The sequence below is a fragment of the Acetobacter oryzoeni genome, from assembly GCF_004014775.2.
Lineage (GTDB): Bacteria > Pseudomonadota > Alphaproteobacteria > Acetobacterales > Acetobacteraceae > Acetobacter > Acetobacter oryzoeni.
On record NZ_CP042808.1, the window covers coordinates 82,496 to 108,995 of the forward strand.

Annotated in this window: 23 protein-coding genes and 1 other RNA gene; 17 read left to right on the top strand and 7 right to left on the bottom strand. The window is 53.6% G+C overall.

Annotated elements, in window-relative coordinates; all coding sequences use genetic code 11:
- Positions 1 to 3 precede the first annotated feature (3 nt).
- Together EOV40_RS00430 and recA are read left to right on the top strand one after the other, a co-directional pair.
- Positions 4 to 1,458 (top strand): gamma-glutamyltransferase, encoded by a 1,455-nt coding sequence (locus tag EOV40_RS00430; RefSeq protein WP_050818972.1) that lies wholly within the window; start codon positions 4 to 6, stop codon positions 1,456 to 1,458.
- Between the two features lie 260 nt (positions 1,459 to 1,718).
- Positions 1,719 to 2,744: a recombinase RecA gene (gene recA, locus EOV40_RS00435; protein WP_280114343.1), complete on the top strand. Its 1,026-nt coding sequence runs from the start codon at positions 1,719 to 1,721 to the stop codon at positions 2,742 to 2,744.
- A gap of 8 nt (positions 2,745 to 2,752) precedes the next feature.
- Here the strand turns inward: recA and EOV40_RS00440 are convergent, their stop codons facing one another.
- Positions 2,753 to 3,265, bottom strand: coding sequence for a GNAT family N-acetyltransferase (locus tag EOV40_RS00440; RefSeq protein WP_128104730.1), 513 nt, complete (start codon positions 3,263 to 3,265; stop codon positions 2,753 to 2,755).
- 69 nt (positions 3,266 to 3,334) lie between these two features.
- Between EOV40_RS00440 and EOV40_RS00445 the strand changes: the two genes are divergently transcribed.
- The 3 genes from EOV40_RS00445 to mdoH all read left to right on the top strand — a co-directional run bounded on the left by EOV40_RS00445 (position 3,335) and on the right by mdoH (position 7,446).
- Complete coding sequence (locus tag EOV40_RS00445) at positions 3,335 to 3,700, top strand: winged helix-turn-helix domain-containing protein (protein ID WP_087651664.1); 366 nt, start codon at positions 3,335 to 3,337, stop codon at positions 3,698 to 3,700.
- 66 nt (positions 3,701 to 3,766) lie between these two features.
- Positions 3,767 to 5,311 carry a glucan biosynthesis protein gene (locus EOV40_RS00450; RefSeq protein ID WP_128104731.1) on the top strand — a complete coding sequence of 515 codons (1,545 nt, stop codon included), beginning with the start codon at positions 3,767 to 3,769 and terminating at the stop codon, positions 5,309 to 5,311.
- A 2-nt stretch (positions 5,312 to 5,313) separates the two neighbouring features.
- Complete coding sequence (gene mdoH, locus EOV40_RS00455; RefSeq protein WP_208729214.1) at positions 5,314 to 7,446, top strand: glucans biosynthesis glucosyltransferase MdoH; 2,133 nt, start codon at positions 5,314 to 5,316, stop codon at positions 7,444 to 7,446.
- Positions 7,447 to 7,493: 47 nt separating this feature from the next.
- On the opposite strand, the gene nagA is transcribed toward mdoH, so the two are convergent.
- Genes nagA through EOV40_RS00470 form a run of 3 tightly spaced genes read right to left on the bottom strand, consistent with a single transcriptional unit; the run spans position 7,494 to position 10,451 of the window.
- Positions 7,494 to 8,597 carry an N-acetylglucosamine-6-phosphate deacetylase gene (gene nagA, locus EOV40_RS00460; RefSeq protein WP_128104733.1) on the bottom strand — a complete coding sequence of 368 codons (1,104 nt, stop codon included), beginning with the start codon at positions 8,595 to 8,597 and terminating at the stop codon, positions 7,494 to 7,496.
- A gap of 12 nt (positions 8,598 to 8,609) precedes the next feature.
- Entirely contained in the window at positions 8,610 to 9,875 is a 1,266-nt protein-coding gene (gene gluP / locus EOV40_RS00465) for a glucose/galactose MFS transporter (protein ID WP_128104734.1), read from the bottom strand.
- Positions 9,876 to 9,908: 33 nt separating this feature from the next.
- A complete protein-coding gene (locus EOV40_RS00470) occupies positions 9,909 to 10,451 on the bottom strand; it encodes a hypothetical protein (protein WP_167506836.1) in 543 nt (180 codons plus the stop codon).
- A gap of 29 nt (positions 10,452 to 10,480) precedes the next feature.
- Here EOV40_RS00470 and ffs point away from each other — a divergent pair.
- From ffs to folB, 6 genes are all read left to right on the top strand, one after another.
- An RNA gene (ffs, locus tag EOV40_RS00475) (signal recognition particle sRNA small type) lies at positions 10,481 to 10,578 on the top strand.
- 71 nt (positions 10,579 to 10,649) lie between these two features.
- Positions 10,650 to 12,647, top strand: a complete 1,998-nt coding sequence (locus EOV40_RS00480) for a DNA polymerase III subunit gamma/tau (protein ID WP_128104735.1) — start codon at positions 10,650 to 10,652, stop codon at positions 12,645 to 12,647.
- A 100-nt stretch (positions 12,648 to 12,747) separates the two neighbouring features.
- A complete protein-coding gene (locus EOV40_RS00485) occupies positions 12,748 to 13,071 on the top strand; it encodes a YbaB/EbfC family nucleoid-associated protein (protein ID WP_003624890.1) in 324 nt (107 codons plus the stop codon).
- A 31-nt stretch (positions 13,072 to 13,102) separates the two neighbouring features.
- Positions 13,103 to 13,699: a recombination mediator RecR gene (recR, locus tag EOV40_RS00490; RefSeq protein WP_003624888.1), complete on the top strand. Its 597-nt coding sequence runs from the start codon at positions 13,103 to 13,105 to the stop codon at positions 13,697 to 13,699.
- A gap of 20 nt (positions 13,700 to 13,719) precedes the next feature.
- Complete coding sequence (locus EOV40_RS00495; protein ID WP_128106165.1) at positions 13,720 to 14,520, top strand: SDR family oxidoreductase; 801 nt, start codon at positions 13,720 to 13,722, stop codon at positions 14,518 to 14,520.
- A 3-nt stretch (positions 14,521 to 14,523) separates the two neighbouring features.
- The gene (folB, locus tag EOV40_RS00500; RefSeq protein WP_003624885.1) at positions 14,524 to 14,925 is read left to right on the top strand and encodes a dihydroneopterin aldolase; all 402 of its coding nucleotides are present in this window, start codon (positions 14,524 to 14,526) and stop codon (positions 14,923 to 14,925) included.
- 74 nt (positions 14,926 to 14,999) lie between these two features.
- Here folB and EOV40_RS00505 read toward each other — a convergent pair whose 3' ends face one another.
- Positions 15,000 to 15,335 carry a TIGR02300 family protein gene (locus EOV40_RS00505; protein WP_050818983.1) on the bottom strand — a complete coding sequence of 112 codons (336 nt, stop codon included), beginning with the start codon at positions 15,333 to 15,335 and terminating at the stop codon, positions 15,000 to 15,002.
- Between the two features lie 192 nt (positions 15,336 to 15,527).
- Here EOV40_RS00505 and aroA point away from each other — a divergent pair, with 192 nt between their 5' ends.
- From aroA to EOV40_RS00530, 4 genes are all read left to right on the top strand, one after another.
- Positions 15,528 to 16,928 (top strand): 3-phosphoshikimate 1-carboxyvinyltransferase, encoded by a 1,401-nt coding sequence (gene aroA, locus EOV40_RS00510; RefSeq protein WP_208729215.1) that lies wholly within the window; start codon positions 15,528 to 15,530, stop codon positions 16,926 to 16,928.
- On the top strand, positions 16,925 to 17,578 hold the full coding sequence (gene cmk / locus EOV40_RS00515) for a (d)CMP kinase (RefSeq protein ID WP_128104737.1): 654 nt from the start codon (positions 16,925 to 16,927) through the stop codon (positions 17,576 to 17,578). Before aroA ends, cmk begins: the two co-directional genes overlap by 4 nt.
- Before the next feature lie 284 nt (positions 17,579 to 17,862).
- Entirely contained in the window at positions 17,863 to 19,581 is a 1,719-nt protein-coding gene (gene rpsA / locus EOV40_RS00520) for a 30S ribosomal protein S1 (protein ID WP_042786349.1), read from the top strand.
- 113 nt (positions 19,582 to 19,694) lie between these two features.
- Complete coding sequence (locus tag EOV40_RS00530) at positions 19,695 to 21,047, top strand: L-dopachrome tautomerase-related protein (RefSeq protein WP_208729290.1); 1,353 nt, start codon at positions 19,695 to 19,697, stop codon at positions 21,045 to 21,047.
- Positions 21,048 to 21,066: 19 nt separating this feature from the next.
- On the opposite strand, the gene rdgB is transcribed toward EOV40_RS00530, so the two are convergent.
- Positions 21,067 to 21,666, bottom strand: a complete 600-nt coding sequence (gene rdgB / locus EOV40_RS00535; RefSeq protein WP_128104738.1) for an RdgB/HAM1 family non-canonical purine NTP pyrophosphatase — start codon at positions 21,664 to 21,666, stop codon at positions 21,067 to 21,069.
- On the bottom strand, positions 21,663 to 22,397 hold the full coding sequence (gene rph / locus EOV40_RS00540; RefSeq protein ID WP_050818987.1) for a ribonuclease PH: 735 nt from the start codon (positions 22,395 to 22,397) through the stop codon (positions 21,663 to 21,665). Before rph ends, rdgB begins: the two co-directional genes overlap by 4 nt.
- Before the next feature lie 99 nt (positions 22,398 to 22,496).
- Between rph and hrcA the strand changes: the two genes are divergently transcribed.
- Positions 22,497 to 23,597 carry a heat-inducible transcriptional repressor HrcA gene (gene hrcA / locus EOV40_RS00545; RefSeq protein ID WP_012812285.1) on the top strand — a complete coding sequence of 367 codons (1,101 nt, stop codon included), beginning with the start codon at positions 22,497 to 22,499 and terminating at the stop codon, positions 23,595 to 23,597.
- 95 nt (positions 23,598 to 23,692) lie between these two features.
- Positions 23,693 to 26,455, top strand: a complete 2,763-nt coding sequence (locus tag EOV40_RS00550) for a penicillin-binding protein 1A (RefSeq protein ID WP_128104739.1) — start codon at positions 23,693 to 23,695, stop codon at positions 26,453 to 26,455.
- Positions 26,456 to 26,500: the final 45 nt, after the last annotated feature.

A 26,500-nucleotide genomic window follows, 5' to 3' on the forward strand; every position in this document is an offset into this window, starting at 1 on the left:
GGCGTGGCCGCCCGTTCTATTATCCCCCGTTTTACGCGGTTTAAAACCGTGCTTTCTGGTTCTCGCAAGCGTGCGGGGGCTTTGGCTCTTGCTCTTACCTCTGTTCTGCCGGCCTGTAGTTCTGGCAGCCATATCGCACAGCCTGTGGAAACCGGGTTTGTGGGAGAGGTTGTGGCGGATGAACCGCAGGCCGTTTTGGTGGGGCGCGATGTTCTGGCCAAAGGGGGCAATGCGGCAGATGCTGCGGCTGCCCTTGGGCTGGCTCTTTCTGTCACGCTGCCTTCCCGCGCATCTTTGGGCGGCGGTGGTGCCTGTCTGGCATGGAAGCCGGGTGATAGTGCGGGGCAAGCTTTTGTGTTTCTGCCCAGAGCCGGGTTGAATGATGCCGGGGCAGATCGCCCTGCCTCTGTGCCCATGCTGGCCCGTGGCCTGTATTTGATGCAGTTGCGCTACGGCAGTGTGGACTTTGCTGATCTGCTGTTGCCTGCCCGTAATCTGGCATCCCGCGGGGTGCCGGTAGGCGGGTTGTTGGCATCTGACCTTGCCGCTGTTCAGGCTCCCTTGCTGGCAGATGAAAGAACCCGCGCCATTTTTGGTAATGCCAACGGTAATGTGCTGGTGGCGGATGACGTAATGGTGCAAACGCGTCTGGCTGGTGCACTGGAGCGGATGCGCATTGCTGGTGTGGGCGATCTTTATGCTGGTGCACTGGGTCAGACATTTGCAGATGCTGCGCGCGCTGCCGGCGCCGGGCTGACAACATTGGATTTGCGCGCGGCTGTTCCCGTGGCAGCCCAGCCGCTTACGGCACGTGTTGATGGTGTTGATATCAGCTTTCTGCCGCCGCCTGCAGATGGTGGGTTTGGCATGGCTGCCGCGTACCTTTCCAATGTGGGGCAGAATGGCGGCCGTGTAAGGGCTGAAACGGCTGTATCTGGTTGGCGTGCCCGGCAGGGCGCAAAAGGGGCGGCCACCAGTATTGCAGATGCACAGGCTCTTCTGAACTCTGGCCATATTCCTGCTGGGTCTGTTTTGCCAGCCTTGCCTGCTTCTACATCTTTTGTGGTGACGGATAGGCAGGGAGAATCCGTTGGCTGCGCATTCACCATGAACAATCTGTTTGGTACGGGGCGTATTGCTGGTTCTACAGGCATTATGCTGGGGGCTTCACCGGTGCGGAAACCTCTGCCGCTTCTGCCTGTTGCTATTGCGCATCGCGGTAACCAGTTTCAGGCTGCGGCCACGGCATCTGGGCAAAATGTTGCGGCAGATACGGCAGCGGTTGCGTTGCAGGCTGCAATAGCGGGTAGTCGGCCACAGGTTACCAACGGTGTAGGCCGTGCCAATTTTGTATCCTGCCCTGCCGGTTTGCCGGGTGATGGCAGCAAATGCTTTGGTTGGACTGACCCCAGAGGATTTGGGCTGGCTCTTTCTTCCGATCATGGAAAAAAGAGCTGATAATTTTCAGAATCTTAAAAGATGGCAGCTTAATCTCATGCTTGTCATCTTGAAAAGTTGCCAGTTTGTTCTTAATAGAACAGTTAGAGATCGCAACATTAACAAAAAGTTTCCATAAAGCGGTTCCCGGTACATTCGTTGCTGCCGCAGGGGCTTTATGGCAGGAATTAAACGCATAATCTTTCGTGCATGGTGCGTTATGCACATTCAGGGGCCTTACAACATCTGGCAGTCCGGCCCACAGGAAGGGAATGGTAAAAATGGATAAGGCAAAGGCTCTCGAAGGCGCGCTAGGACAGATTGAACGTGCTTTTGGCAAAGGTTCTGTCATGCGTTTGGGGCAGCGGCCCAAAGTAGAGGCAGATGTTATCCCTACTGGTTCCCTTGGGTTGGATATTGCGCTCGGAATTGGTGGGTTGCCCCGTGGGCGTGTGGTAGAAATTTACGGGCCAGAAAGTTCTGGTAAAACCACGCTTGCACTGCATGCCATTGCAGAAGCGCAAAAACGTGGCGGAACATGTGCCTTTATTGATGCCGAGCACGCGTTAGACCCCGGTTATGCAAAAAAACTGGGCGTGGACGTAGATAACCTGCTGATCAGCCAGCCAGATGCCGGTGAGCAGGCACTGGAAATTGCAGATACACTTGTAAGATCCGGCGCTATTGATGTTCTGGTTGTGGATAGTGTTGCCGCATTGGTGCCGCGTGCAGAACTGGAGGGGGATATGGGCGATAGCCATGTTGGCCTTCATGCACGTTTGATGAGCCAGGCGCTGCGTAAGCTGACGGGCACGGTGGCGCGTTCCAATACCCTGATGATCTTCCTGAACCAGATTCGCCTAAAAATTGGGGTGATGTTTGGGAACCCGGAAACAACCACGGGCGGTAACGCCCTGAAGTTCTATTCCTCTGTGCGTATGGATATTCGCCGCATCGGATCAATCAAGGACAAGGATGAGGTTACGGGTAATCAGACGCGCGTAAAGGTTGTCAAAAACAAAATGGCGCCGCCTTTCCGTCAGGTGGAATTCGATATCATGTACGGTGAAGGTATCAGCAAGGTGGGTGAACTGATCGACCTTGGTGTAAAAGCCGGTGTTGTTGAAAAATCCGGGGCTTGGTTCTCATACGATAGTCAGCGCATTGGGCAGGGGCGTGAAAACGCCAAGCAGTTCCTGCGTGATCATCCAGAAATGGCCGCTGATATTGAACGCCGTGTGCGTGAACATGCCGGTGTTGTTGCCGAGGCCATGATGGTGGCGCCAGAACACCATGAAGGCGACTGAACTTTCTTCTAGTCTATAGGGCGTTGAAGCAGGCGGGCTTGTGCATCATAAGATGCCAGCACCGCCTGTTCTGCTTTATTGGTTGGGGCATCTGTAAAGCCTGCTTTCTGCCAAAAGCTAACGGCGTGGCAGGTGGATGTAAGTAAAAGAATATGCAGATTATGCCTGCGCGCAGCATTCTCAGCCAATAATAAGGCTTGTTGTGCAAATCCTTGCCCTCTAACTGCGGGGGAAAGAGCAAGATCATGAATATACCAACTGTCTGCTTTATCAGGCAGGGTATGCAGTAATGTATTTAATGGCGGGGAAATAAGGCCTTGCCATGGGTGGCTTATCAGATAGCCAAGCACTTCTTTATCTCGCACAAGAGAAAAGCAGCCATCGGGCGCAAGTTTCAGGCGTTCTTCAAAAACGGCCCAATCTTCCATGTAATCAGGGTGAATGCAGGCAGTTAATGTCATAACACCGGTAAGATCATCTGGTGTCATGGAACGCCAAGTGCTATCTGCGCTGTGAGTCATATAGAATTTCCGTTTTTTCCTTATACAGTTATTCAACTCAAAGGCTGATAACTGGAAAAGTGGGTAGGCATGACGGCACGAGTAAAACTGACATTGCGGCTGGATGCAGATGGCAAACCTGCGCTGGGGCACGGCAAGATACATCTTCTGGAAAAGTTGGAAGAAACAGGTTCCATTTCAGCGGCAGGGCGTGCCATGGGTATGTCTTACCGCCGGACATGGTTGTTGGTAGATAATCTGAACCAGCTTTTTAAGGAACCTTTGGTTATTACGCGGCCCGGTGGTGGTGGTGGGGCTTTTCTTACCCCTACAGGTAAAACTGTTGTCACATTGTACCGTCAGATTGAAGAGAAGGCTGCACAGGCAGCGCGTTCCGATATAACGGAATTAGAAAATTTATTGTCTGCGTGCCCACAAAAAACCTCACCAGAATGAGATGGGTCTATTCAGAACAATGAAAAAACCATCCCATAAAATTTAGCAAAAGAGCGGGAGACAGACGTGTCAGCAAATGTGCAGCGACGTGATGTAATCAAGGCAGGGGCAGGTGCCACCCTGGTTTCGCTGGTAGGGGGTGCCATTGGGCGGGCTCATGCCGAAGGGCTGGCAAATGCCACGGGTGCATTTGATGATAACACAGTTGCGCAGATTGCTCGCAGGTTGGGTAATGGGGCTTACAAGGCACCAGATCAGACCCTGCCAAAGGCGCTTTCAAACCTGAATTTTGATCAGTTCCGCAGTATTGCCTACCGTGCAGACCGCGCTTTATGGGCTGGCGATAATTTGGGCTTTGATGTGGAGTTTTATCCGCGTGGTTTTTTATACAAACCGCGGATTGAAATTTACGAAGTGCAAAATGGGCAGGCGGCGGCGGTTCCTTACTCGCCAGATTTGTTTACGTATGCAGATCCTTCTTTGCGGGTGGATGATAATCTGGGTTTTGCAGGCTTGCGCTTACGTGCCCCTATTAACACCCCTGGCGTGATGGAAGAGTTCTGTGTTTTCCTTGGGGCGTCATATTTCCGTGCGGTAGGGAAAGACCAGATTTACGGGCTTTCTGCTCGTGGTTTTGCTGATGGCACGGGGGACCCTAAAGGGGAGGAGTTTGCTCTTTTCCGTGCGTTCTGGTTGGAAAAACCTGAGCCTGGCGTGCAATCTGTTGTTATTCATGCACTGTTGGATAGTCCGTCTCTTACGGGGGCTTTTCGTTTCACCATCCGCCCGGGTGAAAGTACGGTGTTTGATGTGCAGTCCACATTATTTCCACGTACCAAAATAGAACAATCTGGCATCGCGCCACTTACGGGCATGTTCTATTTTGATGGGAACGATCGCAACCACATTGATGATTGGCGCCCCGCTGCACATGATAGCGAAGCCCTGCAAATGTGGACAGGTGCAGACCAACAGCTGTATCGCCCATTGCGTAATCCGCTTGATCTCCAGTTTTCAACATTTTCCGATACTTCTCCGCGCGGTTTCGGGTTGATGCAGCGTCGGCGTTCTTTTCATGATTATGAAGATCTGGCCTTGCATTATGAAAAGCGCCCTTCCTTGTGGATTGAGCCTATTGGAGATTGGGGTTCCGGTTGGGTAGATCTGGTTGAAATTCCTACCCCCAATGAAGTGAACGATAATATTGTTGCCTTCTGGCGGCCAAAGGAACCTTTGCTGGCTGGCAAGGAGTACAGCTTTACCTACCGTATGTACTGGGGGTGGGATGCACCTTTCCCCACGCCACTGGCGCGTATTGGTGCCACACGTGTTGGCGCTGTGGTGGATGATAAAACTGCCCGCTTTTTTGCCATAGATTTTGTGGGTGCACCTTTTGAGCATCTGCCAAAGGATACGCATTTTCATGTTTCACCCCAGGCATCTGCGGGTACAATTCGCAATGTTGTTGTAGAGTCAAACCCGGAAATCAACGGGTGGCGCACGACATTTGAGTTTGTGCCGGGCGATGCCAAGGTGGCGGATCTAAGCTGCGCGCTGGAAACAGATGCCGGGCCAGTATCTGAACAGTGGCTGTACCGATGGACGCCGTAAACATGCCGGATTCTACACAAATGTTTCGTGCTCTTCCTTCAGAATCTCCGCTGGATATGCCGGTGCAAAATTTTCATGCTGCACCTAATATGGCAGGGCGTGGCCGCACGCCTGTAACCTCTCCACGGAATATTGTGCTGCGTCGGCTGGCTGTTATTGGATCAGCTTTGCTGCTAACGGCTTATGGCGCATGGCGCACACATAAAGTGATGGATGAGGCAGGTGTTTCCACCTTGGGTGTGATCATGCTGCTGTTGTTTATTGCTCTGTTTATGTGGATTGCGCTGGCATTTACATCTTCGGTTGCCGGGTTCTGTTCTCTGGTTGCACATGGTGGGCTTGGACTGGGGATTAGCAAATCTGGTCCTCTGCCTCAGCTCACACGGCGGAACGCTGTTTTGCTGCCTACGTATAACGAGCCCCCTCGCCGCGTTATGGCGGGGTTGAAAGCCATTTACGCCAGTTTGCAGGAAACAGGAGAACTGGCTGCGTTCGATTTCTTTATTTTGTCGGACACAACAAACCCGGATGTATGGGTAGAAGAAGAAACTGCATTTCTGGCACTGCGTGAAGAAACTGGCGGATATGATCATATCTTTTATCGCCGTCGCCATAACAATGTGGAACGTAAGGCAGGTAATCTAGGGGAATGGGTGCGCCGCTTTGGCGGAGCGTATGACCATATGGTTACGCTGGATGCAGACTCCGTTATGTCTGGCGCTACGCTTGTGCGTATGGCCGCCGCTATGGAGCGTAACCCCGGCGTAGGGCTAATACAGACACTTCCAGTTATTACTGGTGGCACAACGCTTTTTGCGCGTTTGCAGCAGTTTGCGGGCCGCGTGTATGGGCCAGTTATTGCTTACGGTATTGCATGGTGGCATGGCTCCGAAGGAAATTATTGGGGCCATAATGCCATTATCCGCACACGCGCGTTTGCCGAACAGGCGGGTATGCCGCATGTGCCGGGCAAACCACCTTTTGGTGGGCATATTCTGAGCCATGACTTTGTAGAAGCTGCTCTGATGCGCCGTGGGGGGTGGGCCATACATATGGTGCCAGCGCTTGATGGTTCTTATGAGGAAAGCCCGCCTTCTCTTACTGATGTTGCTATTCGTGATAGGCGTTGGTGCCAAGGCAACCTTCAGCACGTCAAGGTTCTGCCAACAAAGGGGCTGCATTGGGTTAGCCGGATGCACATGATTGTGGGTATCGGGGCTTATGTAACATCCCCTTTGTGGCTTGTATTTTTGCTAACTGGTATTCTCATTTCCCTTCAGGCACATTTTGAACGGCCTGAATATTTTGGTGAAACAAAACTTCTTTACCCGCACTGGCCACATGTTGATCCAGTGCAGGCGAAGTACGTGTTTATTGGCACCATGATTGTGCTGCTGGCACCAAAACTTCTCGCTTATATCGCGCTTTTGCTGGATAGAGAAAATTGCAAAGGGTGTGGTGGTGCCATACGTGCAGCAGGTTCCATATTGGTGGAAACGCTGATTGGTGGCTTGATTGCCCCAATAGCCATGTTGATTCAAACGCTTGGCGTATTCTCCATTCTCACAGGCCATGATTCCGGTTGGAATGCGCAGCGGCGAGATGATGGCGGCGTGCCGTTTATGGATATTGTGCGCCAATATGGGCGTTTTACCATTTTCGGCTTATTGTTGGGTGCTGGAGCATGGGTTGTTTCCCCATCACTGTTTTTCTGGATGACACCTGTTTTGTTGGGGCTGGTTTTTTCCATTCCTCTGGTGGCTTTTACCAGCAGCCGTAATGTGGGCTTGGATTTTCGTAAAGCAGGTCTACTTCTGGTGCCAGAAGAAACCAATATGCCGGATGTTCTAAAAAAGGTTGAACAGGACCGCGAAAGTGATGAGGCTCCAGAGCTTCCAGAAGATGCTTTGCGCGCTTTGCGTGCAGATGTAGGGCTGGCGCAGGCACATATGGCCATGCTGCCACCAGAACGTAAAGCTGGTGATCCTATCAATCCAGATCAGTTGGTTGGCTTGGTGAAACTTTCCGAATCTCACACGGTTTCTGAAGTTGAGCACAAGCTGACAGTAAAAGAAAAAGCTGCAGTGCTTGGTACGCGCAAAGGTGTAGAAAGCGTTCTGCAACTTTCAGAGTAAATCGGGCATGTTAAGACGGGAAGAAAAACAAAAACTCTTCCCGTTTTTTAATGAATGCGCTGGCCACCTACCCATACTTCCTGCACATGCAGGTTAGAATCCATTACAACAAAATCAGCACGTTTTCCGGTTTCCAGTGTGCCGCGGTCATGCAAGCCCAGATAGTTTGCCGGATTGCGCGTTAATAGCGCTACAGCTTCGTGTAATGGCGTTCCGGTATGCACGGCATTACGTAGTGCGACATCGAGTGTCAGCACACTTCCTGCAAGGCTACCATTTGGCAAGCGTGCTGTACCGTTTTCTACAATCACGGCCTGCCCGCCAAGTTGGCTTGGGCCATCTGGCAAACCAGCAGCACGCATGGCATCGGTTACAAAAACAAGCCGATCCGGCATAACGCGTTGCGCCAACTGGAATGTTGCTGGGTGAATATGGTGTGTATCAAAAATCATTTCAGCATAGGCATCGCTGCACATAAGGGCCGTGACAGGGCCGGGGCGTCGGCTTTCAATGGGAGGCATGGCGTTAAAGAGATGCGTACCACCAGCCACGCCGCCAGCTTTGCAAATATGGCAAATAGCCTGATGGGCTTGTTCATAACTGGCAACTGTATGGCCAAGGCTTACGCGTATGCCTGCTTTGGCAAAACTTTCCATGGCGGTTTGTGCATGTGGCAACTCTGGCGCCAATGTCACTACGCGCACGCAGTTTAAGGAAAGAACTTCTGAAACTTTATCTGGTGTTGGTGGAATATTAAACGGCGGTTGGGCGCCAAGTTTATGTGGGCTTACAAAAGGCCCCTCCAGATGTGCGCCATGTATCATGGGGCCATCGGGAATCTGCTGCCTGGTAACTTCAGCAATAGCCTGCAACGTGCTGATAACATCAGGCCACGGGCTGGTGATTGTTGTAGGCAACAATGTTGTCGTGCCATGTTGGGCATGAAACTGGCTGAGTGTGTGAATGGCTTTTACACCATCCATTGTATCTGCACCGTCACCCCCATGGATATGACCATCAATAAAGCCCGGGAGGATATAGCGGTCTGTTTCATGCTTGGTCGGGGTAATATTCTGAATTGTGGTTTCAAAATTTATGCTTCCGCTTACAATTGTATTTGGGAGCACAAGATTTCCAGAAAGTTCGGTCATATTAGAAAGCCATCAGAGGGTTGTGGTGTGAGATTTTTTTGAAAAAAATAGGATAAATAAAGAAATTACAAAATAGCATATGCAAGATAATACTGAAAATGCTGCCTGAAATCCTATAATGGATTTTAGCCACACAAAGCATTGCGGCACAATGCCACCCCCACAATATGCCATAACCAGCAACGCAGATACAAAAGAGGTTTTATTTTGAGTGGAGTTTAAAACAGTTGGAAAAAGAGATGGGAATATCATGGCATTTGAAAATCCAAGAAACGTAATGCATGCAACAGAAACATATCCGTGCGCCATATATGCCAAAACGCTTAGGGTGGAGCCCGCAAAACAGGAGAGCAAAAGAGCGCGCTCTTGAGATAGAAAGCGCGGCACACATATTAACCCTGCCAGATACCCACAAAGCATACAAAAAAGCGTGGCTGATGTGAAAAGACTGGAGATATTTAATGGAATATGAAACCCAGATGCATAGGTGCCAATAGCATCGCCTGCCAGAACTTCTACGCCCACGTAAAGAAACATGGCAATAACACCCAACCACAAGTTGGGATTGAATTTTGTTGGAGTGTTACATTCTTTATCGTTTGAAAGAGGCGTTTTTATATCAGGTAAACTTGAAAACTTTATATATAAAGTGGTCAGTGCCAAAAGTGCAGCCATGCCTATATAAGACCAGTAAAGTGTGGAAATAAATTGTTGCTGTAAAGCCGGATTTCTATAAGAGAACTGTAAATTTTCGATATGCGGCATAGCGAAAGTCGCTAAAGCAACAGGCGCTAAAATGCCGCCAACTTTGTTGCAAATGCCCATAATTGCAATGCGTTGTGCAGCGCGATCACTTGGGCCTAAAAAGCTTATATAAGGGTTTACCGCAACCTGCAGCAGCGCCAATCCGCTACCCAGAATTAAAAATCCGCATAATGTGCCGGGGTAGGATGCCGCTTTCATAAACTGGCCTGTAACAATCATGCCTGCTGTCATAATGCTTAAGGCATATATCAGGCTTTGCCGCAGGCCTTGTTTTGTTACAATTTTACCGGCTGGAATAGCGAATAAAAAGTAGGAAATATAAAAAACGACAGGAACTAAAAATGCACTTATGTCATCAAGAGAAAATGCAATTTTTACAAAGGAGATCAGCGGGCCGTTTAACCAAGTTACAAAGCCGATTATAAAAAATAATATTGCAACCAGAATAAGGGGTAGCCAGCCATAAGGCCCGGCCGGGCAAGAAACAGCGCGCCAGAAGGTGCGATTGTGCATGCAGGGCCAAGCCTTTCTGGGTTTAAAGAAAAATTAGTTTGCAGAATCAGGCAGGCTGTCAATTTTCTCGCAAGTATGTGCCAGTTCAGCGGAAGGGTTGGGTGCTTCGCACAGGCGCTGCACATCTGGGGCGCACATTTCTATGGAGTTTTCAAAATCGGATTCCAGCACATCCTCCGCAATAGCCAGATCCTGATCATGGGACCGCGCTTCTTCAGCTTTGAGCATATCCTGTGTTTTGTGCAATTCCTTCAGGGCATCAATACAGGCCGGGCTGGCTGCTTCTGGTTTAAAGTGTAGGACAGCCAGCTCTTTTTGTAGTTGCACATTGGGCATGTTTGTACGGGGCGGCGGATCATCATCTGCACGCGCGACTGCTGATGCAGCAAAAGAGCCCATAAAAAAGAGGGATGCCAAAGCAAGTGGCCGAAAAAGCGGAGTGGAAGGGCGGAATAAAAACACGCGCAAAACTCTCTTAATACACAGGTCTGTGCTTCTGGGGTGCTCTGTTTTTAGCCTGTTCATGGCCAGAAGGTAAAGCAACGGGCTTTGGTGGCTATTACACAGGGTTGGCATGTGCACCCGTTTAGTGTTATGTAAAAAGCGGAAAGTCGGCAGTGGACGGATACCTTGCCAACCCGGTCAGATCCGGAAGGAAGCAGCCATGGTAAGTTTCGTCCGGGTCATTGTTCGGCTTTCCACCCGTTATTTTCCGCCAATGCGGCACGTGTTTCGCATATAAAACAAGGCGTGAACTTTTTCTTCGGGCAAGGCATGAGCGACAAAACAGACGCGCAGCTTCCTCAGGATGAGGGACTTCCCAATCCTGAAATGGAAGGCCCCGGTCTGTTTGGTGATGAGCCCGCCCAGCAGGCGCCAGAACAGCTTCCCGCAACGCAGCAGGATCAGGCAGCATCACCTTACCGGGTGTTGGCCCGTAAATATCGTCCGACCACATTTGATGATCTGATTGGCCAGGAAGCCATGGTGCGCACGCTGCGTAATGCATTTGCGCTTGGGCGGGTGGCACATGCGTTTATGCTTACTGGTGTGCGTGGGGTGGGTAAAACCACTACGGCCCGTATTATCGCGCGCGCTCTTAATTGTATTGGGCCGGATGGCAAGGGTGGCCCAACGGCAGATCCATGTGGTGTGTGTGCCAACTGTGTGGCCATTCTAAATGATCGGCACCCTGATGTTCTGGAAATGGATGCCGCCTCCCGCACCGGCGTGGATGATGTGCGCGAGATAATAGAGGCCACGCGCTTCCGCCCCATGCAGGGGCGCATGAAGGTCTTTATTATTGACGAAGTGCATATGCTTTCTCGCAATGCCTTCAATGCGTTGCTCAAAACGCTGGAAGAGCCACCAGCACAAGTTACGTTTATCTTTGCCACTACAGAACTGCGGAAGGTGCCGGTAACGGTGCTCTCACGCTGCCAGCGGTTTGATTTGCGTCGTGTTCCGCAATCTGAACTGGTGGGGCTGTTTTCCCGCATTGCAGAAAAAGAACATGTGCGTCTGTCGCCAGATGCACTGGCATTGGTGGCACGGGCGGCTGATGGCTCGGTGCGTGATGGGCTTTCCTTGCTGGATCAGGCCATAGCGCAGGGTACAGGGCAGACTGATGCAGATGGCGTTATTGGCGCCACAGTTATCAGTGACATGCTGGGGCTGGCGGATCGGGAAGTGGTGTTCGATCTGCTGGAAGCTGTGCTGACAGGTAAGCCTGAGCAGGCTTTGGCGTTGCTGGATGCCGCATACGCACGCGGGGCAGACCCCGGCCTTGTGCTGGGGGATATGCTGGAGCTGGTGCACACGGTTTCCCGCTTGCGTGCTGTGCCCAGTCTGCGCGATTCAGCAGATATGCCAGAAGCCGAGCGTGTGCGCGGCACGCATATGGCGGATACTTTTACAGTGCCGGTGCTTATGCGGGCATGGCAGATGCTGGTAAAAGGGATGCAGGAAGTAGAAGCTGCATCTGATAGGCGAGCTGCCGCGGATATGGTGCTTATTCGCCTCTGTTATGTGGCGGACCTGCCATCTCCAGAAGATTTAATAAAACGACTTTCTGGAGCAGGAAGTTCGGCAGGACAGGGGGGAACTGCGCCAAGTATGGGTGCAAGTTCTGGAATGCCAACTGCTGGGGGCACTTCTGCTGTGCCAGCACCATCTGTTTCTGCAGGGCATCAGCCGCCGCCGTTGCGTATGGTGAGTGGTGGGCAAAGCATTTCTGCTGCCGTGCCAGTGGCGGCTCCGGTGCCTACGCCATCTGTTGAGGCGCAAACTCTCCCTCATCCGCGTACATGGCGAGAAGCCGTGGCTTTGGTGAAGGACCAGAAAGAAGCCATCCTGCACGGGCAGCTTCGGCATGCAGCACATCTGGTGTCCTTTGCGCCGGGGCATATTGTGTTGCGGTTTGAGCAGCACGTGCCTGCAGGCGCTGCGCAAGAACTGCGCAAAGTATTGGACCGTGCCACAGGTATGTCTTGGCGGGTCGGCCTTTCGGAAGAAGAAGGCGAACCTACGCTAGATGCGCAAGGTGCTGAGATCATCCAGTTTCGGCGTAAGGAAGCTGAAGCGCATCCACTGGTAAAAGCCATTCTCAAGTTTTTCCCGGATGCGGAATTGGGCGAAGTGCGCGATCACGGTTTGGATGATTACGGCCTACCGCCAGAAGAACCTGTGCCCGAGCTGCTTTTTGCACCGCTGGATGCAGAGTTTCTGGATGATGATGAACGGCCCTATGATCCGGGCATGTCTCCAGACTGACTCCGGTGAGCAGGTAATGCACGCCCCTCAGGCTGTGTGGTGTGACATATAGCAACAGGCTGCCAAAGACAGGGCAGTTTTGAGAATAAAGGGATAGTTGATGAAAAATCTTGCCTCATTGATGAAGCAGGCTACGCAGATGCAGTCCAAAATGGAAGCAATGCAAAGCACGCTGGAAGCCATGAACATTGAAGGTTCAGCCGGCGCAGGCATGGTGCAGGTTGTGCTGAGTGGCAAAGGGGACATGCGCTCCATTAAAATTGATCCCAAACTGGCTGATCCGGAAGAAATGGAAATGCTGCAGGATCTGATCGTGGCCGCCTGTGCAGATGCGCGCAAAAAGCTGGATGAAAAAGCGGCAGAAGAAATGCAGAAAGTGACAGGTGGCCTCAACCTGCCGCCCGGCATGAAACTGCCGTTCTGATACAGCGGAACGAGTAACAGAATTGTCCGGTATGGGTGGGCAGGAAATAGAGCAGCTTATCCGGCTTTTGGGCCGGTTGCCGGGGTTTGGCCCGCGTTCTGCGCGCAGGGTTGCATTGTATTTGCTCAAGGAGCCGCAAACCCGGCTTGCGCCTTTGGCGCACGCAATGGAGCGGGCAGGCAATGCCATAAAAACCTGCTCATCCTGCGGTAATCTGGATACGATAGATCCATGCCATATCTGCTCTGATCCTTTGCGAGATCAGGGCTTGATCTGTGTTGTGGAAACAGTGGGTGATCTGTGGGCGCTGGAGCGGGCAGGTGTGCACCGTGGTGTGTATCAGGTTCTAGGTGGCACACTCTCTCCATTGGCGGGAATTGGGCCGGAAGATCTGGACGTAGCCCCGCTGTTTGAAAAGCTGAACAAAGGCACGGTGCGCGAAATTATTCTGGCACTAGGTGCAACGGTGGAAGGTGCCACCACCATGCATTGGCTGATGGATCAGCTTGCGCCTTATGGTGGTGTAACTGTCAGCCGTGTTGCGCAAGGCGTGCCCATGGGTGGGGCGCTGGATGTGCTGGATGATGGCACTCTGGCCGCAGCACTGGGTGCCCGGCGCCCAGCATGACGATAAAGGAGGCTGATACGATGCCACTGGATGGTTTTCCCATTTCGGCGGTCATTCCCCGTCGTGCGTTAGTGACGGGCGGAGGGGCTCGGCTTGGACGTGCCATAGCTTTGGAGTTGGCTCAGGCTGGCTTTGATGTGGCAATTCACTATCGCTCAGGCCAGGAAGATGCGCAGGAAACTGCAGCCGCCATTAACGCATGCGGGCAGAAAAGCTGCCTGTTGCAAGCAGATCTGGCGCGCGAAGAAGGGGTGGAACCTCTGGTCGAACAGGCGTCGGCTGCCTTGGGTGGGCCGCTGGGTGTGCTGGTCAACAATGCCTCTACGTTTGAGCGGGATGAATGGCATAATGCCACGCGAGAAAGCTGGATGGCGCACCTAAAACCCAACCTGCGTGCCCCATTTGTGCTGATGCAGCATTTTGCCAAGGCGCTACCAGAAACGGCGCAAGGTATGGTGTTGAATATGCTGGATGAGCGCGTGTGGTCTCTTACACCGCATTTTGTCAGCTATACGGTGTCTAAAAGCGCTTTGTGGACGTTAACACAGACAATGGCGCTGGCTCTGGCTCCTAAAGGTATACGTGTGAACGCCATAGGGCCCGGGCCGGCATTGCCAAGTACGCGGCAGACAGAAGAACAGTTTGCCCGGCAATGTGCCTCTGTGCCTTTGGGGCATGGCACATCGCCTCAGGAAGTTGCGCGCGCCGCACTGGCGCTGTTGGCTTTACCCTCTGTAACAGGGCAGATGCTGGCGCTGGATGGTGGGCAGCATTTACAATGGTCTCCGGCGTTGCCAGCCGGTGTTGTATTGGAAGAATAGAAAATGGCTGTTTTTGCTCCGTGGGCGGATCAGCCGCCTTTGCGCCGCCTGTTTATCCGCAACATGATTCTGGATGCCAATATTGGCGTTTTTCCGCACGAACAGGGGGTGTCGCAGCGTATTCGCGTATCCGTTTCATTCGGGGTGGATGACCGCACAGATCTGGAAATTGGTGCGGATGATCTGAGCCGTACCGTTTCCTACGAGCAGGTGGTCGTGCTGGTGCGTCAGATTGTGGCAGAAGGGCATGTCAGGCTGGTGGAAACGCTGGCAGAACGTATTGCTGCCGGTGTGCTGGCGGATAACCGCGTGAAAGTGGTGCGGGTACGAATTGAAAAGCTGGATGTTTTTGAAGAAATCGAAGCCGTTGGTGTGGAAATAGAAAGACGTTCAACACCTGCGTAAAAATTTGATGAGATCTTCATAAAAAAAGCCCGCCATAAGGCGGGCTTTTTCTTTGCCGTGTTTATGGCAGCAGATCAGGAATCGTGTTCGTCCGAATCGGTGCTGACATCAATATCAGAGCTGATGTCATCATCATCATCGTCATCCAGATCGGCGGTATCTTCCAGCACGTCATCGGCATCTGTATCTGCATCTGTATCCAGATCAATGTCGTCTTCGCTGGGTTTCTTGGCGGGTGCCGCTGTTGCCGGGGTGTTGGACAGGGTGTCAGAACTCCGGCGCAAACGGGGCACCAGTGGGGGCTGTTCCGTGCCACATTTGGGGCATACGGCTGGAGTGCGGTTGAGATCATAAAAATGGGCACCGCAGGAGACGCAGACGCGTTTGGTGCCGAGATCGGGCTGAGACATCTTGCTACCTGTCGATCCTGAGCAGTCAGATTGGGGGGCACAGATGCCCCGGAAAGAAGGCTGATACCTTCCCGCAACGCGAGATGGAATCGAACCAGACTATAAGGCGACGCCAAATGCCATTGTGTTTTGTGTCCTGTCAAACCCGACTTGCAGAACAAATGCATTTTCTGGCAGCAGAAAGCAGTTTTTATGGTTTCTGGCGGATTGACTTGCCGCCCCACACGCCGGAATGAACAAGGTATGACACAGCAGACCACATCTTCCACCCGCCCGTTACGGGTTTCTCGCGCTCAAGCTCCTCTTTCTGGCTCCATCCGCGTGCCGGGAGATAAGTCTATCAGCCATCGTGCCCTTATGTTTGCATCCCTTGCCAAGGGCACCACGCATATTTCTGGCCTGTTGGAAGGCGAGGATGTGCTGTGCACAGCCGCAGCCATGCGTGCTTTGGGGGCAGATGCCGTGCAGGAAGGGCCGGGCCAGTGGCGCGTAAGCGGGCCAGGTGTTGGGCAGCTTAAAGAGCCCGATAACGTGCTGGATATGGGCAATTCAGGCACAGCAGCCCGTCTGTTGTCTGGCATTTTGGCCAGCCATGGCATGACATCTGTGATGACAGGGGATGCAAGCCTCCGCCGCAGGCCCATGAAGCGCGTTATGGACCCGCTGGCCGGAACAGGTGCCACATTCCTTGCGCGTGAGGGTGGCCGTCTGCCCATGGCTATTCGTGGTTTGGCAGACCCCAAGCCGCTGGATTATCGCCTTCCCGTTGCCTCTGCGCAGGTTAAATCCGCCGTATTGCTGGCGGGGTTGAATGCAGTTGGAGAAACGCGCGTAGAAGAGCCGGTTGCTACGCGTGATCACACAGAAAATATGTTGCGCCATTTTGGGGCAGAAGTTTCTGTAGAAAAAACGCCAGATGGTGGCCGAATCATTCGTTTGCAGGGGCGCCCCAACCTTGTGGCGCGTGATGTTGCCGTGCCGGGTGATCCCTCATCCGCAGCTTTCCCACTTGTTGCGGCGCTGCTGGTGGCTGGGTCTGACATCACCATTTTTGGGGTGGGGCTCAACCCATTGCGCACCGGGTTGTTTACTACATTGCAGGAAATGGGTGCGCAGCTTGAAATCCTGAATGCACGCACAGAAGGCGGAGAACCTGTAGGGGATTTGCGTGTGCGTGCGTCTGCTCTCAAGGGCGTGGAAGTGCCGCCAGAACGTGCACCTTCCATGATTGATGAATATCCGGTGTTGGCAGTTGCCGCAGCTTACGCATCTGGCGTTTCACGCTTTTGCGGGGTTGAAGAACTGCGGGTGAAGGAGAGCGACCGTTTAGCTGCAACCGTAGCGCTGCTGGAAAACAACGGCGTTCGCACTGCTGTGGAAGGGAATGATATGATTGTGTACGGCACGGCAGGTCATATCCCCGGCGGCGGCAAGGTGGAAACTCACATGGATCATCGTCTGGCTATGAGTGCTTCTGTTATGGGCCTTGTGGCTGAAAAACCTGTGGAAATTGATGATACCTCTTTTATCGAAACCAGCTTTCCGCAGTATCTGGATCTGATGAACAGCATTGGCGCGGGGTTTGTAGCATGACACGAGGCGGCCCAGTTATCGCAGTGGATGGCCCAGCCGCCGCAGGTAAAGGCACGTTGGCGCGCAGGTTGGCAGAAGCTTTGCATCTGCCGTATCTGGATACAGGTTTGCTCTACCGTGCTGTTGGGCGCTTGGCGTTGGATGCTGGGCAGGATCCGGCTTCTCCTGCGCAGGAATTTGCGTCCCGCTTACTGCCCACCGATTTGGAAAGACCAGATTTACGCACACCCGTAGTGGCACAGGCTGCCAGCAAGGTGGCGGCACAGCCAGAAGTGCGCGCTGCTTTGGTGGAAACGCAGCGCCGGTTCGCGCAGGAAAAAGGGGCCGTGCTGGATGGGCGCGATATTGGCACCGCCATTTTTCCAGATGCAGACGTAAAGCTGTTTATTACAGCATCCCCCAGCACACGGGCTTTGCGCCGCTTCTTACAGCTTGGTGGAGACCGCAATGCCCCTGATGCACCAACGCGTATAGCAGAACTGGAAGAGTCCCTACGTGCGCGAGATGATGCAGATGCCGGGCGTGCATCTGCCCCTATGCTTGTGGCGGATGACGCATATGTGATTGAAACAGATGAACTGGAAGCAGATGCCGTTTTGGCAAAAGCATTGCAGATTGTAAGAGAACGACTCGCTGGAATCTCAGAATAAAAATTCTGCGGAATTGTGTTACAGTGGTAACGTAATGCCGTTTTTCTGGCGGTTTTCAGGCTGTGCACGGGTGGTTTGTATTGACAAGCGGCCTGTACACAGTGTCTGTGCATGATCAAACACTGCGTACCATGCAGGTTTGTTTTTATTTTGATTTGAGGCTTGGCAAAAAGGCTACAGGGGATGGCCCCTATAGACATGCCAAGTAAGCCGTGCCGCATAATGCGGGGCGCAGGAATAGCTTGCTTGCCCATTGCAGGCGGGCCCAAGGTTAACAGTTACACATGGCTTCAGCCACAACCCAGACTGCGGACCATTTCCGCGGTGAAGATTTTGCAACCCTTCTGGACGAAACCCTTGGCCGGGACACGGGCTTTGATGGCTCCGTTGTTCGTGGCCGCGTTGTTCGTCTGACCGATGATTACGCTATCGTTGATGTCGGCCTGAAAAGCGAAGGCCGCGTTGCTCTGCGTGAATTTGCACCACAGGGTGTAAAGCCGGAAGTTAAGCCCGGCGATATCGTTGAACTGTATGTTGAACGGTATGAAGACCGCGACGGCAGCATTGTGCTTTCCCGTGAAAAGGCACGTCGTGAAGAAGCTTGGACAAGCCTGGAAAAGGCTTTCGAAGCCAATCACCGCGTCAACGGCACCATTTATGGCCGTGTGAAGGGTGGCTTCACGGTTGATCTGGGTGGCGCCATGGCGTTCCTGCCCGGCAGCCAGGTAGATATCCGCCCTGTGCGTGATGTTAGCCCGCTGATGGGTGTGCCCCAGCCGTTCCAGATTCTGAAAATGGATCGCGCTCGTGGCAACATCGTTGTGTCCCGTCGTGCCGTTCTGGAAGAAACGCGTGCTGAACAGCGTAGCGAACTGATCCAGGGCCTGACGGAAGGCATGATTCTGGATGGCGTGGTCAAGAACATCACCGATTACGGTGCGTTCGTTGATCTGGGCGGCGTTGACGGCCTGCTGCATGTGACCGACATTGCTTGGAAGCGCATCAACCATCCGTCCGAAGCTCTGCAGATCGGCCAGCCGGTGCGCGTGCAGGTTATCCGCTTCAACCCGGAAACGCAGCGTATCTCCCTTGGCATGAAGCAGCTTGAAGCTGATCCGTGGGAAAATGTTGCCCTGAAGTACCCGCCGGGTGCACGCTTCACGGGCCGCGTGACCAACATCACCGATTACGGCGCATTTGTTGAGCTGGAACCGGGTGTTGAAGGTCTGGTGCACGTGTCTGAAATGTCCTGGACGAAAAAGAACGTCCATCCGGGCAAGATCGTCGCTACTTCTCAGGAAGTGGACGTGATGGTTCTGGATGTTGACAGCGCCAAGCGCCGCATTTCTCTGGGCCTCAAGCAGGTTCAGCGCAACCCGTGGGAGCAGTTCGCGGAAGAGCACAAAGTTGGCTCCACCGTAGAAGGCGAAATCCGCAACATCACCGAGTTCGGCCTGTTCATCGGTCTGTCTGCAGACATCGACGGCATGGTTCACATGTCCGACCTGTCTTGGGACGAACCGGGCGAAGAAGCCATGAAGCACTACGAAAAGGGCCAGGTTGTCAAAGCCAAGGTTCTGGACGTGGATGTGGAAAAAGAACGTATCTCTCTGGGCATCAAGCAGCTTCAGGAAGATCCGGCAGCCGATGCGCTTGCCAGCGTTCAGAAGGGCTCCATCGTAACCTGCACCGTGACCGCTGTTCAGACGAACGGTATCGAAGTGAAGGTTGATGACGTTCTGACCGGCTTCATCCGTCGCGCTGAACTGGCCCGTGATAAGGCAGAACAGCGTCCGGAACGCTTTGCTGTTGGCGAACGCGTGGATGCGAAGATCATCTCTGTTGATCGTGCAGCCCGCAAGCTGGCCCTGACCATCAAGGGTCGTGAAGTGGAAGAAGACAAGCAGGCCATCAACGAATACGGCTCTGCTGATAGCGGCGCTTCCCTGGGTGATATCCTGGGTGCAGCTATCCGTCGTCGTAACACAGACGGCGAAGACTAATTGTTCAGCCATAAAGGGGCGGTCTGACTGCTCCTTTATGTTTTTTGAGCATTACGTTTTAAGAAAATGGCGTCGGTTTCCGGCGCCATTTTTTTGTGTTGCGCTGTGTTGTGATGAAAGGGCTGGGCAGAAAACACCCGGATATCTGCCAATCTGTGCCACACTGTGTTTCAGATTCATCCAAGAACTGGAGACACAACGGAATGGTGCGCCGGAACATAACGCTGAATCAGAAGCCGTTTAGCCCCACACGTAGCTCCAAACTGGCGCGGCGGCATCTGCTTGTGGCTGGTGGTGCGGGGGTAGGTCTGGCGCTCGCCAAATCTGTGCGTGCTACTCCAAGCGCTATTGTGCAAACCGGGGTGCATGGAGATCAGGGTTACGAATCTGCCGGGTCATTCGAGATTGTGGCAGAGTTTTATGGGCCGGGGCCATCGGGCATTGTGGTGACGGATAATGGCCGTGTTTTTGTAGGCTTTCCACGGCATGCCATTAACCATAAAGGGGCCACGCTGGCGGAATTGGTGAATGGCCATCTTGTTCCGTGGCCAAGTGCTGCACTGAGCATGCCATCAGATATCCCTCCGGCAGAACGTTTGCTTTCCATTCACGGTATGACACAGGATACGCGCGGTTTTATCTGGGCAATTGATGATGGCAAATTGGCCGGATTACCTTTGCAGCCGGGTGCTGCAAAAATTGTCTGCTTTGATCCTGCTGCCAATAAGTTGGTGCGTTCTATCGTTCTAAAAGCTCCAGCTTTGTTGCCTGACAGCCATATGAATGATTTGCGGGTGGACCTTACGCATGGAGCGGAAGGAATTGTTTACGTAACCGATAGTTCCTTCGGCCACAGTCCGGCTTTGGTGGTGGTAGATATTGCTACAGGTCAGCAACGGCGCGTGTTGGGGAAACATTCCTCTACACAGGCAGAGGCTGGTTTTATGGCTGTGGTGGAAGGATTGCCGCTTAAATACGATCCCGCGCAAAAACCCAAATTTGTGACCGGCGGGGTGGATGGCATTACCTTAAGCCCGGATTCCAGCCGCGTATTTTATTCCCCTCTTACCAGTCGCCGCTTGTACAGCCTGCCTACGGCCGTGTTGTCAGATATGTCTGCCTCAGAAAGTGCGTTGGCTGCCGCCGTAAAGGATGAAGGAGAAAAAGGTGTGGCGGATGGTCTGGCAACAGATGCTCAAGGGCGCATTTACACCACCAATTTTGAGCATGATTCCATTTTTCGCCGCAATACGGATGGTTCCATGGAACTCATGGTGCATGATCCGCGGATTCTTTCTCCAGACGGTATTTTTTGCACGCACACCCATGTGTATTGCACACTGGGGCAGTGGAACCGTCTTGCGGGCTTTCATGATGGTACGGATGAGCGCCAACCACCTTATTTGCTCATTCGCTTCCCCATTCAGGGGCCACCTGTCAGTTCCGCAGAACCGGCAGGTGGTTAGTGTGTAGGCAGTTAGGTTTTTAGCTCAGGCACGCGTTTTTAAAGGCCTCAAAGGCGCGGGCGCGGTGGCTGATGGCGTTTTTTTCTGCATCAGTCATTTCAGCAAATGTGCGGGCTTCGCCATCGGGGGCAAAAATCGGATCATATCCGTGGCCCTGTGTGCCTCGTGGTGGCCAGACAATCTGGCCATCTATGCGGCCTTCAAAGCTTTCTGTACGGCCATCAGGCAAAGCCAGACACAGCACGCAAATAAACCATGCGTTGCGTTTGCCTTGCCCAATTTCTTTTTCAATACGCGCCATGGCCCCAGCAAAATCTTTGTTCGGGCCAGCCCAGCGCGCAGAATAAATGCCGGGTGCGCCATCCAGTGCGGCCACACATAGCCCAGAATCATCGGCTAGTGCGGGCAGGTTGGCGGCTTTGGCGGCGGCTAAGGCCTTAATGGCGGCATTGCCTGCAAAGGTGGTTGCCGTTTCTTCTGGCTCTGGCAAGTTTAACTCACCAGCAGAAACAACCTTGATGCCAAAATCAGCCAGCAGAGTGGCAAATTCTGCCAGCTTGCCAGCATTGTGCGTGGCAAGCACAAGGGTGCTGCCACGCTCCAGTTTTATGGTGTTCATGCGCGCTTTTTTTCTGCAGCTTCCACGGCAGCCATCTGGGCTTCAAACAGCTCGGTTACACCCTTGCGTGCGAGTGCAAACAGGTTGTCAAACGCATCTTCCGTAAATGGTGCGCTTTCTGCTGTGCCCTGAATTTCCACAATGCGACGGTCTGCTGTCAGCACAAAGTTGGTATCAGCAGAAGCAGAGCTATCTTCCACGTAATCCAGATCCAGCACAGCGCCTTCAGTTGTCAGCCCGCAGGAAACGGCAGCAACCTGCCCGCGCAGTGGCAGGCGTGGCAGTACATTGGTGGCGACCAGTTTGCCAAGAGCCAGACGCAGCGCCACCCATGCGCCTGTAATGGAAGCGCAGCGCGTACCACCATCAGCGTTCAGCACATCACAATCCAGCGTAATGCTCATTTCACCCAGAGCGTCCAGATCTGTGACGGCTCGGAGGGAGCGGCCAATAAGGCGCTGGATTTCCTGCGTGCGGCCAGACTGTTTGCCCTTGGCAGCTTCGCGGTTGCCGCGTGTGTGGGTGGCGCGGGGTAGCATGCCGTATTCTGCCGTAACCCAGCCTGTACCTTTGCCACGCAAAAAAGGCGGCACGCGGTTTTCTACGCTGGCAGTGCACAGTACTTCCGTGCCGCCAACGCGAATAAGGGCAGAGCCTTCAGCGTGGTGGGCAAAGCCTGTTTCAATGGTAATCGGGCGCATCTGGTCTGGCTGGCGGCCTGAAGGGCGCATGGAAAGCTCCTTGGTAAAATAAGATGTCTGGCGCGTATGGTGCGCTTTTGTCGGCAGTAAAACTGCGCGAATAAGGTATATAAAGGCTATCCGGGATTTATGGATATGCGAAGGAGCCCTTGTGTCATGAAGCGTGGTTTGCTGCCAGTAAAAGCTGCTCTGCCTCCGGGGCTGAATGCGCGGTCTGCGGCTATTCTGCGTGAAGTGGTGGAAGAATATGTAGCGAGTGGGGAACCCGTTGGCTCCCGCACTGTGTCTCACAGGCTTGGGCTGCCGCTTTCTCCGGCCACAATACGCAATATCATGGCATCCCTTACAGAAGCCGGGCTGCTGTTTTCCCCCCATACATCTGCCGGGCGGTTGCCTACAGAAAAAGGGTTGCGGCTGTTTGTAGATGGCCTGTTGCAGTTTGGCGCGCTCTCGGAAGAAGACCAGCGGGTCATCGGCCAATCGCTGGAGGCCAAAGGGCGCTCACTGCAAGATACGCTTACAGAGGCTTCATCTCTTTTGGCGGGCATGTCCGATGCAGCCGGGCTGGTGGTGGCGCCCAAAGGGGATGGTGGCATCAAGCACATTGAGTTTGTGGCGTTAGGCAGCAATCGCGCACTGGTTATTCTGGTGGGTGCAGATGGGCATGTTGAAAACCGTGTTATCGAAACACCGCCCGGTATGCCGCCTTCTGCCTTGGTGGAGGCAGCAAATTACCTGAATGCACGGGCCATGGGGGCATCTCTGCCAGATTTACGCACGCGCGTAAGCTCTGAAATGACGGAAGACCGAAGTATTCTGAATGGTCTTACAGCAGAGGTGGTGGAAAGCGGCCTTGCCATTTGGGATGGTGGCGGAGACGGGCTGGGGGGCACCCTGATTGTGCGCGGGCAGTCTCGTTTATTGGCCGATGTAGATGGGCAGGACAGGCTACTGGCCATTCAAACACTGTTTGACCGGCTGGAAGCGCAGGAAACCATGTTGCGCCTGTTGGAGTTGGTAGAGAACTCTGAAGGGGTGCGCATTTTTATTGGTGCAGAAAGCGGGTTGTTTGGGGCTACGGGTATGTCTGTTGTTATGGCGCCTGCCCGTAATGAGGCGAACCGGATAGTAGGGGCTATCGGGGTTATTGGCCCCACCCGTATCAATTATGGGCGTATTGTACCGGTGGTGGATTATACAGCCCGCCTGCTGGGTGACATGTTGGGTTAGCACTGTTTGTAGATGTGGTCGGAATTCGGCCATGATTTTTATTACAATGCGCAAACAGGGCAGACGATTATGTGTGAGAATGGTAAAGGGCCTGTATGACAAGCGCTCCGTCTTCTGGTGATCAGGGTTCATCTTCCAGCCATTCTCAGGGCAGGTCTCCGCAAAATCGCAGGCCCGATCTACGCCGCCCGCGCTTTCGCCAATGGCGGAAGGTGCTTGGGGCAACGGCTGCGTTGGCGTTGGTTGGCACCACGGGTGCTGTGGTTCTGCTGTGGTCCCAATACGAAGGGATTGTGGCGGATCTGCCTACGGTAGAGGGCTTGCGCTCCTATCAGCCGCCAGTCATGAGCCGCCTTTATGCCGGAGATGATCAGCTTATTGCCGAACTGGCGAATGAGCGGCGTATTTTTGTGCCTATTAGTGCCGTGCCCGATAAGGTCAAAAATGCATTTGTGGCGGCAGAAGACCAGAAATTCTGGACACACAAAGGGGTGGACCCAGTTGCCATTGCGCGTGCTGGCCTTACGGATTTAACGCGCGGCAAAGGCAAGCGGCCTATTGGGGCATCCACCATCACGCAGCAGGTGGCGCGTATCATGCTGCTGGGCAGCAACGCGGTGTCTTTCCGGCGTAAGGCTAAGGAAGCCTTTTTGGCCATGCGGGTGGAGCAGGTTCTGCCCAAAGACAAGATTCTGGAAATCTACCTGAACGAAATTTATCTGGGCAGCGGCGCATATGGTATTGCCGCAGCATCCCAGACCTATTTCAACAAGCCGCTTGATCAACTGGATGATGCAGAGGCCGCATTTTTAGCGGCGCTGCCTAAATCTCCCACTAATTATAACCCTGTACGCTTCCCCGATGCAGCTCGAGGGCGCAGAAACTGGGTGCTGGAACGTATGGCCGATATTGGGGCCATTACGCATGATGCCGCGCGCGTAGCAGAAGCCCAGCCGTTGACCACTCGCAGCTTTACGCGCCCCGGCCCGGCACCGGGTGCAGAATGGTTTGCGGAAGAAGTGCGCCGCGAGTTGATGGAGCGTTACGGCCAAGACGTGACCATGCAGGGCGGGTTGGATGTTCACACCAGTTTGGATCTGCCGCTCCAGCGCAATGCTCAGGATATTTTGCGCCAAGGGCTGATGGCGTATGATCGGGCACATCGTGGCTGGCGTGGGCCAGTGCATCATCTCTCCGATATCGGGACATCCACCTCTACAGCAGAATGGGTACAGGCTTTACAGGGTGTTCCGGTGCCTGCGGGTATGCTTGACCAGTGGCGTTTGGCTGTTGTGCTGGATGCAAAGGGGCAAGTGGGCTGGCTTGAAGGCAGCGTCGTGCGGCGGAACAATGCGTCCCAAAGTGGAGGCGAGCCTCGTACAGGTGTCGTGCAGGCCAAGGATATGGCATGGGCACGACGCTTTAAGCCATTGCGTGCCGGTGATGTGGTGATGGTGCAACCGCAGGCCGAAGGTGGGCACGTTGCCCTCATGCAGGTGCCTGTGGTGGAAGGCGCCATTGTAACCATGAATGCACGCACGGGCCGGGTTCTGGCTCTTGTGGGTGGGTGGTCTTTTCAGGCTTCGCAGTTTGATCGCGCAACACAGGCGCTGCGTCAGCCGGGGTCTTCTTTCAAGCCATTTGTTTATCTGGATGCCATGGAGCAGGGGATTTCCCCTTCCCAGAAGTTTGATGACTCCCCTGTTTCTTACGGAGCATGGCACCCCAATAACTATGAAAAAGATTTTTGGGGCCCCACCACTCTGCATGATGCCCTGCGTGAATCGCGCAATCTGGTTACCATTCGCTTGGCGGCCCATCTGGGCATGAAAACCGTGGCGGATATGGCAACCAACCTTGGGTTGGTGGATTCCATGCCGCATGTGCTCCCCGCAGCATTGGGGGCCGTGGAAACCACAGTGCTGAAGGAAGCCGGAGCCTATGCCTCGCTTGCGGCAGGTGGGCGTAAGGTGACGCCAACACTGGTGGACGATGTGCAGGACCGTGAAGGCCACGTTATCTGGCGGCCGGAGGGGCTGGCGTTGACCACAGCTTCCGCACAACCTGATACGAACACCAATGGTGGGCAGGCGGCAGACCAACCAGCGGCTGATGCCGTGTTCCCCGATGCACCATCGGATCAGAAACCCGCAGATGCAGGAAAACCAACACCTACCCCGGCTTCTGTAGAGCAGCCCATTGTCATGCCGGGGCAGAATGATGTGCCTGCCTTGCATGATAGCCGGCAGCAAGTGGCATCCGCCCAAAGTGCGTTCCAGATTACCACCATGTTGCAGGATGTTATCCGGCGCGGCACGGGTGTGCGAGCTGGAACGGGTATAGATGTGCCGATTGCGGGCAAAACCGGCACCAGCCAGAACTTTAATGATGCGTGGTTTGCTGGATATACTCCAGATATCGTAACTGTCGTGTGGATCGGATTTGATACGCCTCAGTCCCTCGGTAAAAATGAAACTGGGGGCGCCATTGCTGGTCCCTTGTGGAACAAGGTGATGAAAACCGCCTTGGATGGTTATCCACGGCAGGATTTTGTACCCCCCGCGGGCATTACACTTGTGCAGTATGATACGGGCAGGGGCGTGGCCATAGATGCCTTTAAGGAAGGGCAGGTGCCGGGGCTGAGTGCAAACCTTTCAAGCAACGTAAACCCACAGGAACTGACAGCCGCAGATACAGGTGCTGAAAACATGCCTGATTCTGAAAGTGATATGGCTGCTGAAGGTTCTGGAGGCGGCCAATCTGGAGAGCATGCTCCTTCTGGTAATGGTGGTTCGTCTGGTTCTGCAGCACCTTCTGCACCAGCCGGGGGTGACATTGGTATGGGTGGCCTTTATTGAGGGCCAACACCACATTGTCTTTTTTGACATGATAGAAAAATATGG

What these genes read in the sequence shown, in the direction of transcription:
- recA (WP_280114343.1), top strand. Translation starts at nt 1,719, where the DNA reads ATGGATAAGGCAAAGGCTCTCGAAGGCGCGCTAGGACAGATTGAACGT.
- EOV40_RS00440 (WP_128104730.1), bottom strand. Translation starts at nt 3,265, where the DNA reads ATGACTCACAGCGCAGATAGCACTTGGCGTTCCATGACACCAGATGAT.
- EOV40_RS00445 (WP_087651664.1), top strand. Translation starts at nt 3,335, where the DNA reads ATGACGGCACGAGTAAAACTGACATTGCGGCTGGATGCAGATGGCAAA.
- mdoH (WP_208729214.1), top strand. Translation starts at nt 5,314, where the DNA reads ATGCCGGATTCTACACAAATGTTTCGTGCTCTTCCTTCAGAATCTCCG.
- nagA (WP_128104733.1), bottom strand. Translation starts at nt 8,597, where the DNA reads ATGACCGAACTTTCTGGAAATCTTGTGCTCCCAAATACAATTGTAAGC.
- gluP (WP_128104734.1), bottom strand. Translation starts at nt 9,875, where the DNA reads ATGCACAATCGCACCTTCTGGCGCGCTGTTTCTTGCCCGGCCGGGCCT.
- EOV40_RS00470 (WP_167506836.1), bottom strand. Translation starts at nt 10,451, where the DNA reads ATGCCAACCCTGTGTAATAGCCACCAAAGCCCGTTGCTTTACCTTCTG.
- EOV40_RS00480 (WP_128104735.1), top strand. Translation starts at nt 10,650, where the DNA reads ATGAGCGACAAAACAGACGCGCAGCTTCCTCAGGATGAGGGACTTCCC.
- EOV40_RS00485 (WP_003624890.1), top strand. Translation starts at nt 12,748, where the DNA reads ATGAAAAATCTTGCCTCATTGATGAAGCAGGCTACGCAGATGCAGTCC.
- recR (WP_003624888.1), top strand. Translation starts at nt 13,103, where the DNA reads ATGGGTGGGCAGGAAATAGAGCAGCTTATCCGGCTTTTGGGCCGGTTG.
- EOV40_RS00495 (WP_128106165.1), top strand. Translation starts at nt 13,720, where the DNA reads ATGCCACTGGATGGTTTTCCCATTTCGGCGGTCATTCCCCGTCGTGCG.
- folB (WP_003624885.1), top strand. Translation starts at nt 14,524, where the DNA reads ATGGCTGTTTTTGCTCCGTGGGCGGATCAGCCGCCTTTGCGCCGCCTG.
- EOV40_RS00505 (WP_050818983.1), bottom strand. Translation starts at nt 15,335, where the DNA reads ATGTCTCAGCCCGATCTCGGCACCAAACGCGTCTGCGTCTCCTGCGGT.
- aroA (WP_208729215.1), top strand. Translation starts at nt 15,528, where the DNA reads ATGGTTTCTGGCGGATTGACTTGCCGCCCCACACGCCGGAATGAACAA.
- cmk (WP_128104737.1), top strand. Translation starts at nt 16,925, where the DNA reads ATGACACGAGGCGGCCCAGTTATCGCAGTGGATGGCCCAGCCGCCGCA.
- rpsA (WP_042786349.1), top strand. Translation starts at nt 17,863, where the DNA reads ATGGCTTCAGCCACAACCCAGACTGCGGACCATTTCCGCGGTGAAGAT.
- EOV40_RS00530 (WP_208729290.1), top strand. Translation starts at nt 19,695, where the DNA reads ATGAAAGGGCTGGGCAGAAAACACCCGGATATCTGCCAATCTGTGCCA.
- rdgB (WP_128104738.1), bottom strand. Translation starts at nt 21,666, where the DNA reads ATGAACACCATAAAACTGGAGCGTGGCAGCACCCTTGTGCTTGCCACG.
- rph (WP_050818987.1), bottom strand. Translation starts at nt 22,397, where the DNA reads ATGCGCCCTTCAGGCCGCCAGCCAGACCAGATGCGCCCGATTACCATT.
- hrcA (WP_012812285.1), top strand. Translation starts at nt 22,497, where the DNA reads ATGGATATGCGAAGGAGCCCTTGTGTCATGAAGCGTGGTTTGCTGCCA.
- EOV40_RS00550 (WP_128104739.1), top strand. Translation starts at nt 23,693, where the DNA reads ATGACAAGCGCTCCGTCTTCTGGTGATCAGGGTTCATCTTCCAGCCAT.